Raw genomic sequence first — 14,255 nt, forward strand, 5'->3', positions numbered from 1 at the left:
AGTTTTTGAATTAAAAGAAAAGAGAAGACTAATGTGGATGATTCAAATTAGTCCTCGTCTTTTACTTTACTACAAAATATTAATAAACAAGCGTTTGTATAGCATGTGGCGGAATTTTTACTTCTGCCTTTTTATCACCAATAATTAAATTGTATGTAAGATCATTTGCCGATTGGTTCATTACAATAGTTACCATTGTACCATCAGCATTTAAAAAAGAGGTACTTAATAAAGCGCTTTTGCTTGCTGCCGTACTTACACGAACCGCATTTAAACGAATGAATTTTGAAAAGTGTCCAATATAATAATACGACGGAGTGTAAATTAATTCTCCTGTTGTAGTATCAGCATGGATTGGCGCAAAACAGAAATTTCCAACATGATTAGGGCCTCCGTTTTGGTCTAAAAGAATATTCCAGTCTGTCCAGGCAACCGTTCCGTTATTAAAATCGTTAATCATATTCATTCCGTAACGTTCTGCATTACCCCAAAATTGATATTTTGACGCATCAAATTTTTCGATGCAGCCTTCTGTAAACATCAGTTTTTTATCTGGATAAGCTTCATTTACTTTACCAACATTATCAAACATCGGCGCTCCGCCAGACCAAGTTTCGTACCAGTGAAATCCCATTCCCCAAACATATTTTGATGCTTCAGGATCTGAGTAAATTACGTTGGCACGATAATTCATTAAATCACGGTTATGATCCCAAACGACAATTTTTTTATCGCCAAGATTTTCTTTTTTTAAGGTTGGCCCAAGATAATTTTTGATAAAATCTCTTTCTGCTTCAGCTGTATAAATACAAGATTCCCAAGTCTGCACCGCCATTGGCTCATTTTGAGTAGAAGTTCCCCAAATCGGAATGCCTTCTTTTTCGTAAGCTTTAATGAATTTTACGTAAAAGTTTGCCCAAGTCTGGTAGTATTCAGGAAGAAGAGTTCCTCCTTTTAAGACATTTTTATTGCTTTTCATAAAAGCGTTAGGCGACCAAGGTGCTACATAAGTTGTAAGCTTTCCTCCCGCTTTCTGAATGGCTTGTTTGATTAAAGGAATACGATATTTTCTGTCGTGATCAATAGAAAAAGTCTTCAAATCTTTATCTCCTTCTTCGATATAAGAATAGGTTCCACTGCTAAAATCAGAACTTTGAATCGTTGTTCTTAGCAAAGAATAGCCTATACCTTTTTGCTGATCGTAGTAAGCATTTAAAAATTCTGCTTGTTTTTCTTTTGAAAGCGTAGCAAATATTTCGGCACTCGCATCTGTAATCGCGCCTCCGATTCCCATAAAAGTCTGGAACTTTTTAGCTGGTTCTACAAAAATAGAACTTTCAATTTCTAGAGGCTGTTTTGCTGCAGAAAATGTCAGATTATCTGTAGTGGTTAATCGTAACTTAGAGTTCTCTGCTGTAGTATAAACGGTTATTTTTTTTCCGTTGGTTGTAAACTCTTTTTTTGTTTTTGGCTGTTGTGCAAAAGCTGCAGCAGAAAACAAAAGGCATATAATTTTTAGGCTATTTTTTTTCATTCGCTTTCAATTATTATGGTTTCAAATTGAAGTTTAGAAGAAATCAAAAAATCGAGTTCTACCCTTTTGAGGATTTAAAAAATAGCCCATACTCATAATGATTATGGGCTATTTACAACCAAACTTAAACTTAAACTTAACTTAACTTTTTATTTTCCTCTGAATTCAACTTTTGTAATACTAATTGGTTCATTACCAGTTGCATTGCTTCCTGATCTTATTAAAAGATATATTGTACCGCTTTCTGGGAATTTAACTACGTTAGAAACATTACCTGTAGCAGCATTTTTCACGCATCCAACTCCAGATAATTTTCCAGCAAATTTAGAGGTTCCGCAACCGTCCCAAGTGCTTAATCCCATCACTTTGTTGTCTTTATACTCAACACCTGGCTGTGGTACAGATTTACCTGCGTATACTTCAAAGAAAGTTTCCTTTAAACCGCTAGGGCAAGAAATCGTCATATCGATAGTATATTCTCTATCTTTTACAACCTCAATTGCCTGATAAATTCCTTCTTGAGCCCATCCACCTGGCGAATAAATTGTCGCGCTGTTATTAGCAAAAGACCAAAATGCTGCTCCTGATGGGCTTAATTTTGCACTAGTCCATTTTGCTATATCGGCAGGTGTTTCAAATTTTCCTCCTTGAACTAAGTTTCCTTTTGCAGGATCTGTTTGTGCCACAATGATCTGCTGAGAAGAAGTTCCCATTGCTGCACCAGCTCCAATAGCGGTATGCGTAACAGTATACGTTCCAGCATCAGGTAAAGAAATCACTTGATTCATTTTTCCCGGACTAGCACCGTCTCCTGTATCCCATTTTGAAGAGATAACTCCAACAGGCTGTGCTGTTAGAAGATACGTATTCATAGCTCCCGCAACAGGAGTTATTGTAAACGAAGCATCAACATTTTCAGCTACAAGCGGGTTTTCATTAACTTCTTCGCTACAGCTATTTAGTGTTCCTAATGCTAAAGCTAGCATTAGGTATACACTTTTTCTAAAATATATATTTAGGTTCATTTCTTTTTGTTTTGGTTAATTAGTAAAATACTATTGGTAATTAGGATTTTGTTTCAATTTAGTACCGTTAAGTTCTGTGTACGGAATTGGTAAAATCTCATCTGTTCCAGCATCAAAACCTCTATCAGATAATGCAGCTGATGCATCTCCCCATCTTACTAAATCGAAGAATCTGTGTCCTTCACCCGCTAATTCCATTCTTCTTTCATGCTTAATAGCAGCTAATGTTACAGGAACTGAACCTAATCCAGCTCTTTTTCTAACTGCATCAAGTAATGCTTGTGCTCTTGCGCCAGATCCTAAAGCTTCTGCTTCCATTAAGTAAGTATCTGCAAGTCTGATTACATAAGAGTTTTGTTTGTAATTCAACTCTGAGTTACCTCCACCTGTACTAACATCTGACTGTCTTGGAAGATATTTGTTTAAGAAATACCCAGTATCTTGGTAAGCTGGAATATAATCTGCTTTACCTGCTGCTTTTAATGCTTTTAAGTCCAAAATTGTAGCATCTTTACGTGGATCACCTTGCATTGCATCGTATAATTTTTGAGTAGCAACGTTGAAAGCCCATCCTGCAGGAAGGTTTGGTGCATCAGAACCCTCTGGTCTAGAATATCCTCTAGGTCCAACCATAATGTTTAATGAGTTTCCTTCGTCTCTACCATTACCCCAAAATGTCCAATCTGAGTTACCTGCACTACTGTGAGATACTTCAATTAATGATTCTGCGTTGAATTTGTTTGATGTAACCCATAAATCGCTAAAGTTATCCAGCAATTTATTACCGTATTGGTTTGTCGCTCCTGGAGTTCCGTTTACTTCTGCTAAAACAGCTGCTGCCTCAGGTTTTTTACCTTCAAACAAATATACTTTTCCTAAAAGTGCTTGAGCCGCTCCTTTGTTAAATCTTCCAGCTTCAGTTTTTGCAACAACCGTATTTGGTAAAACTGCAATAGCTTCAGTTAAATCTTTTTCGATTTGAGCATAAATCACTTCTGGCGCAACTTGCTCAGGAGTATAGATTGTTTCTGTTGTTAACGGTTCTAAAACTAATGCAATGTTTTTGAACATTCTTACTAAGTTAAAATAGTAAAGCGCACGTAATGTTTTAGCTTCTGCAGCAAATCTGTTTCTAACTGCATCATTCATAGAAGCTGCTGGCAACTTAGACAATAAAATATTTGCTCTAGAAATACCTTGATAGTGATCGTTCCAATAGCTTCCTGGAATTGTAATTGAAGAAAGCGAGTGTGTAGAGAAATTTTGAATTCCAGTTCCGTCTGTAGAACTACCTCCACCAGCATAAAAATCGTCTGAACCAGCATTCATCATGGCTACCCAGTTTTCAAAACCTCCAGTGTTTTTTCTCATCGGATCGTAAACTCCAACTAAAGCCGCATAACATTGCTGTTCATTAGAAAAGTAGGTACTTGTATCAAATTTTCCTTCTGGATCAATGGTCACGAAATCTTCAGAACAAGATCCTAAAAGTGCCATTGCTACAGCTACATATATATATTTAAATTTTATCGTTTTCATGATTCTTTAATTTTATTAAAATTGAACGTTAGCTCCAAACAAAATAGATCTTGCTTGTGGATAAACTCCTTTGTCTACACCATAAACTTGGCCTCCAATTTCTGGATCAAATCCAGTATATTTTGTAAAAGTGATTAAGTTTTCTCCTGTTAGGTAAAAACGAACTTTATCTGCACCAATTTTAGAAGATAAATTAGTTGGCATTGTGTATCCAAGAGTTACTACTTTTAAACGTAGGTAATTTCCATCTTCAAGATAAAAATCAGACATATTAGTGTAGTTTTTATTTGGATCGTTATTTGTCAATCTTGGGTAATCGTTTGAAGTTCCTTCTCCAACCCAACGCTCTAAAGCTTTAGTCTGGTAGTTTGCATTCAATACATCTAGTCTTCTTAAACCTTGGAAAATTTTGCTTCCCGCAGCTCCTTGAGTAAATGCCATAAAGTCAAAGTTTTTGTAATCTAAGTTTACTGTAAAACCAAAAGTATATTTAGGCACGTTTGTTCCTAAGAATTGTTTATCGTCATCTGTAATAGATCCGTCACCATTTGAATCTACCCAACGGAAATCCCCAGGTCTAGCATTTGGCTGAATTAAACCTCCGTTTGTGTTTTTGTATGCAGCAACTTCAGCTTCGTTTTGGAAAATTCCAGCTGTTTTAAATCCGTAGAATTCATTAAATGAATGTCCAACTTGTGTTCTTGTTACAGGTCCCATAGATTGGAAAGTAGCATCTCCAACGATGAAGTTTGTAGATGATCCTACATAAGTAATTTCGTTTTTCAAGTAAGCCATGTTTGCATTAACACCTAAGTTAAATTCTCCAAGTCTTTTCTTATAACCTAATTCAACCTCAAAACCGCTGTTGTCCATATCTGCAATGTTTGCAGAAGGCGCATCAACTACTCCAACATATCCAGGAATTACAATGTTTCTTAAGATTCCTTTCGTTGTTTTTTTGTAGTAATCAAGAGTAAGAGAAAAATCATTGAATAATTTTGCATCAAGACCAACAGTAGTTTGAGATGTTTCTTCCCATCCTAAGTTAGCATTTGGAAGCGTAGAGTTTCCGTATCCTGTTGTAATATCTCCTGAAGTTCCAACTGCATAATTATAACCTCCAACAACCAAAGCTCTATATTTGAAATCATCGATGTTATCATTACCTACAACTCCATAACCTCCACGTAGTTTTAAAGTATTCACTACATTGTTGTCTTTCCAGAAACCTTCTTTAGAAAGTACCCATCCTAAAGAGAATGACGGGAAAACTCCCCATTTTTTGTTTTCACCAAAACGAGTTGATCCATCACGACGAACAATTCCTGTGAAAAGGTATTTCTCCATGTAATCGTAGTTAGCACGTAAGAACAATGAAGATAATTTGTGCTCTGTAAAATCACTTGCTCTGTTAACTCTGTCTGATTGTGGAATGTCAAAGTTGAAAGAAGCATCTTTGTAACTTGTAATTGGCAATCCGTACATTGTTACTCCGATAGTACCACCAATGTTTTCAACATAAGCACCTTGTCCTGCTAAAACACTTACGTTATGATCTCCAAATTTATTAGCATAGCTTAAAGTGTTCTCCAATGTCCAAGCTAATGATTTGTTATTGTTCTGGCTGTAGTTATTTCTATCAGCTTTCATGTTTGGGTTTAAGTAGAAAGTTGGAGTAAACATTTCATCTCCCCAATATGCTAATTTACCACCAAGTGTAGTTCTTAATTTTAAATGGCTTGTAATGTTAGCCTCTAAATAAGCGTTTCCAACAAAATCATCTGACCAGTTGTAACCTCCTAATCTTGTTTGGATATATCCTAGTGGGTTTGTCATCTCTTGTTGTACTAAAGAAGAAATTCCGTAAGGATTACCGTTTGCGTCTCTAACAACGTTTGGGTTTGTATAAAAACCTGTATTAGCTACAGCTGGATCAGTCACCACAAGTGGAGTAAGCGGATCTAAATTGATTGCAGAGCTTAAAGGTCCACCGAACTCACTGTTTACGTTTCCAATTCCTTTTGATTTTTGGTGTGTGTATCCAAAAGTTTGTCCGAAAGTAAAGTAATCAGAAATTTTGTGTGTTGAGTTTAATCGGAAGTTTTTCTTTGTGTAGTTAGAAATATCTGTTACAACGATACCTTCCTGATCTTGAATTCCGAAAGAAGCATAGAAAGTAGATTTTTCACCACCACCGCTAATACTTAATTCATGTGTGTATCTGAAAGCAGAATCATTGAAGATTGCATCCTGCCAATCTGTACCTTTTCCAAATGATGAAGGATTTGCATATTTAATAGCACCACCGTCGTTTAAAGATTTTTCATTCATTAAAGTTGCATACTGAGTAGCATTCAACATATCTAATCTTTTAGCTGGAGCCGAAATACCTGCAAAACCGTTATAGTTTACAGAAATTTTACCAGATTTTCCTTTTTTAGTAGTTACTAAAATTACCCCTGTAGCCGCACGAGTACCGTAGATTGCAGCAGAAGCAGCATCTTTAAGCACCTCGATAGATTCGATATCAGATTGATTAATAAAACCAATAGCATTTGCATCTACAGCAATACCATCAACAACCCATAAAGGATCATTTCCACCTTCTCTAAAAGTAGTGATACCTCTAACACGAACTTTTGAAGCTGCACCAGGCTGTCCAGAAGTAGCTGCAACAGAAACCCCTGCTACTCTACCTTGTAAAGTCTGTTCAACACGTCCGTTTGGCACTTTTTCAAGATCGGCTGCTTTTACACTAGAAATTGCACCTGTTACAACAGATTTCTTTTGAGTACCGTATCCAACCACTACAACCTCATTTAAAGATTGTGATTCTGGCTTTAATTGAATATTAATCTTTGTTCTTCCGTTTACCGCTTCTGTTACTGTAGAGTAACCAATAAAAGTAATTATTAATGATCCGTTTGAAGGTACCTGCATCTGGAATTTACCGTCAAAGTCTGAGGCAGTAGATTTTGTAGTACCTTTTAATAAAATTGTCGCACCTGGAACAGGCATACCAGTTTCATCTTTAATCATTCCATTTACTGTGACATCTTGAGCCACAGCTATAACCGAGAATAACAAAGATGAAATACAAAAAACAAGTAATTTTGTTAATTTCATTTTTCTAAAAATTTTGGTTAATTAATTAGTAATTTGATGCAATACTAAAACTAAAATTTTACTTTTCATATCTAAAAGTCATTACAAAAACACATCAAAAACAAAAAAATAATATTATAAAAACACATCAAAAAAAACGTAATAACTTAATATTTAACGTTTTACGAAATAAAAAAATAGTACTAAAGAAAAGTTAATTTTAAAAAATAACACTACACATTATTTTTTGAATAAATAATTGCTAAAAGTTGTTAAAACTACAACGTGATAGTACCTATCGGCAACCGTAAATAGCTACTATATAAAGAATTACAAATGAAAAACCATCTTTTTTTATAAAGTCAAAAAAATAAAGAATATGATATTTTTACCCAACTTTTTTTACATTATTGACAATAATTTTTATTGAAAGAAAAAACTTATTTTTAAAAATATAGTACGATTTTACTTTCTTTTCAACTTTGTTAAGGAGGCTTTTTTAGAGAAAATGACATCATGAAAAATCAAAAAATCGCCATTTATAAGACATAATCACGAAATCGTTCTTTTGAAGCCTAATTTTTAGCTCAAAACTTAGCCATGATTAAAGAAATGTTTTTGAAAATTCTTACTGATGGAGATAAATGGAAAAAGAAAGGCTTAAAAGACTCATAAAGAGCTCAATAATCGTTTAAAAACTGGCTTTAAACCTAACAATACTAGTCTAAATGAATACATTCGGGTAATCTTTCAAAATATGGCCAGCAAATCAAATAAAAAGAAGCGTTTATTAGTTATTTAATTCATTTTCTCTTTTATAATTCTAGCTCAAGCTAGTATAAAACATAAAGCAAAAAAAATAGCCCATAATCGAAATTATGGGCTACCCAGGCAATAAACTTAACTTAAACTAACCATAGTTTAACTCTTAAAATATACTTCACAAGAATGAAGCATCAAAATGTTTGAATTCGAAAAAGGAATTTTTTAGTCTTCCTTTTTCGAAATAACTAACACAAAATATTATTGAGGTTTGTACACAAATGTCCATCCAGTTCCTTTATCTTTTAAACTTCTTGGCACATATAACACTAATTTGTCTTCTGTAAGCGTAATAACATTATATTCATTCGCTTCATTTCCTGCTTCGTATCCTAAAATTTTTGAATTTTTAATGATTAGCTTTTTATTAGCGATATCCAATACAAAACTTCCTTTTTCAGCTGCAGAAGAAGCAGTTTGATAATGATTATAATTTGCAGCACCATCTAGATCAAAATGCATTTTACCGGCAACATCTGCAGGTACACTATCTCCAGAACCTCCTGCATTCCACCATGCTGACATTGCACTGTCTGGATTATCTGGAGGAGACATAAACCACCAGAATCCACCATCGCCTCCGACACCATCAAATACCCACGTTTTTCCTGCTACGGTGTTACTGCTAACTAAATCATACCAATCCTGTTCTAGAGGAGTATCCAATCTGTCCACTTGGACATCAATTGTTTTGGTAAAAAATTCACCGCCTAAAGTCCCTACGAATGTAAAAGTCGACTTACCCGGAATTGGATAAACTACCGTTACTTCATTAGTCAGTGCTTTTCCTAAATTATAGTCCCAATAACCTGTAACGCCAGGAGTATTCATACTTAAAGTAATTTTATTTCCTCCCGCTGGGCTTTGCGACGATTTTAATTCAACTCCCGCAACATCTGTAGAATTTTCTAAATGCTGTTCGTCTACAATTGGATCACATGCTGAAACGACCAGCATGAAGGCAGCAATTAGTAAATATTTTATATTATGAATTTTCATCTTTCTAATTATTAATGGTTATTAAATATTACCAACCTGGATTTTGATTGTAAACTCCATTTAAAAGTCTAATTTCAGTTTCAGGAATCGGAACTAAACCTTTAGTTTCAGTTCTGTATTTCACACTATAATTAGCGTCAACACCTGAGTTTCTAACTTGAATTACATCATTAAACGCTGTATCAACATCCCCCCAACGTACTAAATCGAACCAGTGTAACCCTTCGAAGGCTAATTCGTGCAGACGCTCTGCTTTAATATTTTCAAGTGAATAGGCTACAGGTGGCAAATTCCCAGCTCTTCTTCTTACTGCATTCATCCCGTCTGCAGTTTTAGTAATTTCAGAATGCATTAATAATACATCTGCAAAACGCATGAAAATAAAATCTTGAGCATGCATTAACTGCATATCTGTAATTGACCAAGCATACATTTGAACAAACATACCAACATTTGATCCTTTGCCATTATCGTGCTGCAATGAAACATATTTTTTATTAAAATATCCTGTTTCATGATCTCCTTTATCTGCGGCGTAACTACCTGTGCCTTGTTCTGCTTTACCCACCTCAAGTATAGAACCTCTCTTTCTTGGATCAGCATCATCCCAACCACTAAATAATTTTGGATTTACAGTACACCATCCCCATCCCTCTCCAAAAGGAACTAATGAATTACCTCGCAATGAATTAAACAAAGCAAGTCTGTTGGTGTAACTTTGTCCATTTGTCCAGTCCCAATTACCAAAAGAATATCTTTGCATAAACATGGTTTCAAAGTTTCCTGTTCCAAATGTTGGGGTAATACCATCTTGACCTACCCATGATAAACCTTCTGCTGCAGCCCAAGGAAGTACATTATTTTTTGCACTTTTATTTACGTAAGAATATGGCCAAAGATTTCTAAAATCAGATGCTAATTTGTATCCACTATTGTTGATGCAATCATCTAAATAAGTCGCAACTTGAGCTCCTGTCAAAGAACCGCCTCCTGCAAGAGGCAAATCTGTAGTTGCCTGCTTTTCCATATTGCTCATGTATCCAGTGTAAAACAAAAATACACGGCCTAGATAAGCTTCTGCAACCCATTTATTAGCATGACCATATCTAGAAGTCGGAATACTTGTAAATGGTGTAGAAGGCATCGTTTCAATAGCCAATTTTAAGTCAGCACCTATTTGTGCAAATGTTTCTGTATAAGTTGATCTTGCTACTAATCTGTCACCGCCATAAGTTGTGATCAATGGCACTCCTCCAAAAAACTTAGCTAATCTAAAGTAAAAGAAAGCTCTCATGAACAAAGCTTCACCAAGTGCTTGCTTTTTAAACTCTTCTGCTTCTTGCGGCGTATTAAAATCCTTAGAAAAATCCGCAGTTGGAACTTTTTCGATAATGGCATTTGCTCTCGAAATTCCGTTATACGATTGTCTCCACATGTCGCGATAGGTATCTTCAGCAGGGTCTTCAAAATTATCTACCCACTTAGCTGACTTATCATCAGGACCTCCGCCGCCTAACATCATATTATCCATCAAGTTGGCCGCAACTTGCTCTTCACTATGAACATTCGGTGTATAGATCGCATTATAAATACCCGCCATTGCTTCGTTTATATCAGTAGGACTTTTGTAAAAATTATCCAAACTCTTTTCTGATAGATTCTCCGTATCCAGTTCGTCATCACAGCTATACACTGCAAAAATTGCTGAAATTGCTATTATATATCTTAATTTTTTCATTGTCTCTATTTTAATATTAAAAATCTGCACTTAATCCAAACATAACTGTTCTAGATTGCGGGTATAAACCTAAATCTATTCCCGAAGCCCATGGAGCTGTATTATTATCTCCTGACCAACGTACCTCCGGATCCATACCATCATATTTTGTAAATGTGTATAAGTTATTTACAGCTACATAGAATTTAAGATTCGAGATAAACTTAATATCTTTTAATAATTCATTAAAATTATATCCTAGAGTTAAATTGTTAATTCTTAAATAATCAGCATTTTGCATATAGATATCCGAGACATAATTTGTGTTTCTGTTTGATACAGAACTTAAACGAGGCATTTTGTTTGAAGTGCCTTCTCCATGCCAGCGATCAAAAACATCTGAAGTATAGTTTTGTTTTGGGCTATCTGCAAATGATCTGTATGACTGCATTACCTGCATTCCATATTTACCTGCCAATGTAGAATTTAGATATACATTTTTGTATTCGAAGTTTAACTGAATCCCTAATTGGAAATTTGCATTCGGGTCTCCTAAAATAACCTTGTCTTTTTCATCAATAACACCATCGTTATTTTGATCTACAAAACGAACATCTCCAGGACGCTGATCGTTAAAATAGGGCTGACCATTTGGACCTACATAAGCATCAACTTCTTGCTGATTCTGCAAAATTCCAGCAGTTTTAAAACCATAGAAAGCTCCAATTGGATAACCTACTTGCGCTCTAGAAATTTCAGACGTTCCTTGTGACAGCACATGAGCAGGTCCATTGATTATACCGTTACCATTGTCAATTCTAGTAATTTCATTTTTGTTAAAAGCACCACTTACGGTTACTCCATATTTAAAGTCACCTACTTTGTCTTTCCAAGATAAAGAAACTTCAAAACCTTTATTTTCAATATCTCCTCCATTCTTGTAAGGACTATCAGCACCGGCAGTTCCTGGCAATTCTGCTTTAACCAACCAATCTCTAGTTGTTTTCTTATACCAGTCGAATGTTAGTCCTAATCTTGAATCAAAAAAACTTGCATCTAATCCTAAATCCAACTGTTCAGATGTTTCCCAACTAACCTCTGGATTTGGTACTGTAGAAGGATACGCTGTCTGACCAGAAACTGGTTTGGTATCTCCAAAAAAGTAACCAGGAAAAGCATATTTTATACTAGATGTATAATAGAAAGCATAATCAGTATATTGATTACCATTTTGCCCCCAGCTTGCTCTTAACTTCAAGAAATTAATGTATTTTGAAGTGCTTGCCATAAAATCTTCTTTAGTAATAACCCAACCTGCAGCCACAGAAGGGAAATTCCCATATTTGTAACCATCTCCAAAGTTTGAAGATCCGTCACGACGAATAACCGCAGAAAGAAGATATTTCTCTTTATAATCATACTGTGCACGTGCAAAATAGGACATAATTGCGCCACCACCAGCTGCTTTATCAAATCCTGTTGTGTTTATATCTGCAACAGTTCCCGGGCTTTTTGTATTATTTAAATACGCATACTTTGGATCATTTGGAAACAACAGACCGTTTCTAGAACCATAAACGTCATTTTCAACGATTTTTTCCCATAACTCTGTACCAATTACAGCGTTAATATTGTGATTACCGATTTGCTTTTGATAAGCAAGAGTGTTAGTCCAAGTTGAGTTCGCTCCAAAATACTGAGATTGTGTTGCACCATCAATAGCATCATTGTAAAGTACTCCTAAATGGTATGTTGGGTTCATAGTTCTGTTATAACCAAACCATGAATCAATTCCGTAAACCGTTTTAAATCTTAAGTTAGAAATTGGCTCTACCTCTAAAAATACATTCCCAATAATTTTATGATCTTTCGGATAATTGTAATTACTTCTGTAATACATTACCGCCAAAGGATTTGTTTGGTTTGTATTTAAACCATCTAAAGTTGGAGTAAATCCATATTCATTAATATTTCTATCAATTGCTGTTTGCCAATACGCAGGCTGTAATGGGTTTTGCGTAAGAGCGTTATGCAAGTCATTCCCATAAATATTGCCCGAAGAAACATCTCTTTTTTGAATATTGGTATACGTTAAATTTTCTCCAATTGTTATAATGTTGTGGCTTTCATTTTTCTTTAAAACCATCTGCGTATTCAGTCTTGTAGTCAATCTTTTAAATCCGGCATCTACGATATTACCACCAATTATACCATCTTGATCAAAATAAGAAACCCCAAATGAATACGTAATATCTTCGCTTCCTCCGGTAATATTAATCGAATGATTTACAATAGGAGCATCTTTTTTAGACATTTCATTTATCCAATTCGTTCCTGTCCATCCTTTTTGCAGTTTGTCCCAGATTTCGTTACCAAGCTGTGTTCCTGCTCCTGGATAATTTCTCTCTAACCAGTCATTACTAGTTAACATTGTTTTCCAGTCGTTTGGGGCAAGTCCATCATTAACTCTTCCTTCATCCATGATATACATGTACTCTTGAGCGTTAAGAGGATCAAGGTTTTTATAAATATTCTGAATTCCAAAATACGAATCATACGAAATTCTTGCCGGTTTACCTTTACGACCTTTAACGGTAGTTACTAAAACAACTCCGTTTGCAGCTCTAGAACCATAAATTGCTGCCGAAGCCGCATCTTTAAGAACATCAATAGATTCGATATCTGAAGGGCTCAAATAATCTATATCTCCAACAGCAACTCCATCAACGATATACAATGGATTTGAAGATCCGATGGTACCGATTCCACGGATAACAACTTTTGTACCCGCACCTGGTGCACCGCTGTTTCTTGTAATACTAATCCCTGGTGCAATTCCTTGAAGCGCCTCCATTGCAGAACCTGTATTCAATTCTTGTAGCGTCTCTCCTTTTAAGTTTGTAGAAGCACCAGTAATCAAAGCTTTCTTTTGTGTACCGTAACCGATAACCACAACCTCATTCAAACTTTGAGATACTGCTTTAAGAGCAATAGTAAGCTTGGTTCTTCCGCCTATTACCTCATTTACAGTTTCAAAACCAACGAAACTGATTACTAAAGTTCCATTAGAAGGAGCACTAATCTGAAATTTCCCATCAAAGTCAGATGCAGTTGCTTTATTGGTCCCCTTTACTAAAACCGTCGCGCCTGGGACGGGTAATCCACTGTCGTCATTAATGATTCCGTTTATGGTCACATCCTGAGCAAATGCGACTACAGAAAACAGTAAAGACGAAACACAAAAAATAAATAATTTTGTCAATTTCATTTTTCTAAAAATTTTGGTTAATTAATTAGTAATTTAATGCAATGATAATGTTAAATTTCAATAATATGAGATTAAAATTCTTTACAAAAACACTTCAAACTAAATCTTAACACACTACAAAACCACAACATTTATTTTTTAATTAATTGATTTAATGACATTTAACTTTTAGAAAATTTTGTTATAAAAATGTTAATTAAAAAAAACGTATATTACATTCGCATAACAAGAACTATTACGTTATAA

The 14,255-nt window shown here is 35.1% G+C and carries 7 protein-coding genes; all 7 read right to left on the reverse strand.

Annotated features, from left to right (window positions below; genetic code table 11):
• Positions 1-79: 79 nt before the first annotated feature.
• Positions 80-1,534 (reverse strand): glycoside hydrolase family 30 protein, encoded by a 1,455-nt coding sequence (locus ACWA1F_RS00480; RefSeq protein ID WP_456890751.1) that lies wholly within the window; start codon positions 1,532-1,534, stop codon positions 80-82.
• A gap of 149 nt (positions 1,535-1,683) precedes the next feature.
• Entirely contained in the window at positions 1,684-2,559 is an 876-nt protein-coding gene (locus ACWA1F_RS00485; RefSeq protein ID WP_456890753.1) for a hypothetical protein, read from the reverse strand.
• Between the two features lie 30 nt (positions 2,560-2,589).
• Positions 2,590-4,098 carry a RagB/SusD family nutrient uptake outer membrane protein gene (locus tag ACWA1F_RS00490; RefSeq protein WP_306155864.1) on the reverse strand — a complete coding sequence of 503 codons (1,509 nt, stop codon included), beginning with the start codon at positions 4,096-4,098 and terminating at the stop codon, positions 2,590-2,592.
• Between the two features lie 15 nt (positions 4,099-4,113).
• Positions 4,114-7,224 carry a SusC/RagA family TonB-linked outer membrane protein gene (locus ACWA1F_RS00495; protein ID WP_306155863.1) on the reverse strand — a complete coding sequence of 1,037 codons (3,111 nt, stop codon included), beginning with the start codon at positions 7,222-7,224 and terminating at the stop codon, positions 4,114-4,116.
• Between the two features lie 1,002 nt (positions 7,225-8,226).
• Positions 8,227-9,024: a hypothetical protein gene (locus tag ACWA1F_RS00500; RefSeq protein WP_456890755.1), complete on the reverse strand. Its 798-nt coding sequence runs from the start codon at positions 9,022-9,024 to the stop codon at positions 8,227-8,229.
• A 28-nt stretch (positions 9,025-9,052) separates the two neighbouring features.
• The gene (locus ACWA1F_RS00505; protein ID WP_456890757.1) at positions 9,053-10,762 is read right to left on the reverse strand and encodes a RagB/SusD family nutrient uptake outer membrane protein; all 1,710 of its coding nucleotides are present in this window, start codon (positions 10,760-10,762) and stop codon (positions 9,053-9,055) included.
• 16 nt (positions 10,763-10,778) lie between these two features.
• Positions 10,779-14,009 (reverse strand): SusC/RagA family TonB-linked outer membrane protein, encoded by a 3,231-nt coding sequence (locus tag ACWA1F_RS00510; protein ID WP_456890759.1) that lies wholly within the window; start codon positions 14,007-14,009, stop codon positions 10,779-10,781.
• Positions 14,010-14,255 lie beyond the last annotated feature (246 nt).

It is taken from the genome of Flavobacterium erigeronis, from assembly GCF_054075165.1.

Coding starts and splice junctions, on each gene's coding strand:
- ACWA1F_RS00480 (WP_456890751.1), bottom strand. CDS start 1,534: ATGAAAAAAAATAGCCTAAAAATTATATGCCTTTTGTTTTCTGCTGCA.
- ACWA1F_RS00485 (WP_456890753.1), bottom strand. CDS start 2,559: ATGAACCTAAATATATATTTTAGAAAAAGTGTATACCTAATGCTAGCT.
- ACWA1F_RS00490 (WP_306155864.1), bottom strand. CDS start 4,098: ATGAAAACGATAAAATTTAAATATATATATGTAGCTGTAGCAATGGCA.
- ACWA1F_RS00495 (WP_306155863.1), bottom strand. CDS start 7,224: ATGAAATTAACAAAATTACTTGTTTTTTGTATTTCATCTTTGTTATTC.
- ACWA1F_RS00500 (WP_456890755.1), bottom strand. CDS start 9,024: ATGAAAATTCATAATATAAAATATTTACTAATTGCTGCCTTCATGCTG.
- ACWA1F_RS00505 (WP_456890757.1), bottom strand. CDS start 10,762: ATGAAAAAATTAAGATATATAATAGCAATTTCAGCAATTTTTGCAGTG.
- ACWA1F_RS00510 (WP_456890759.1), bottom strand. CDS start 14,009: ATGAAATTGACAAAATTATTTATTTTTTGTGTTTCGTCTTTACTGTTT.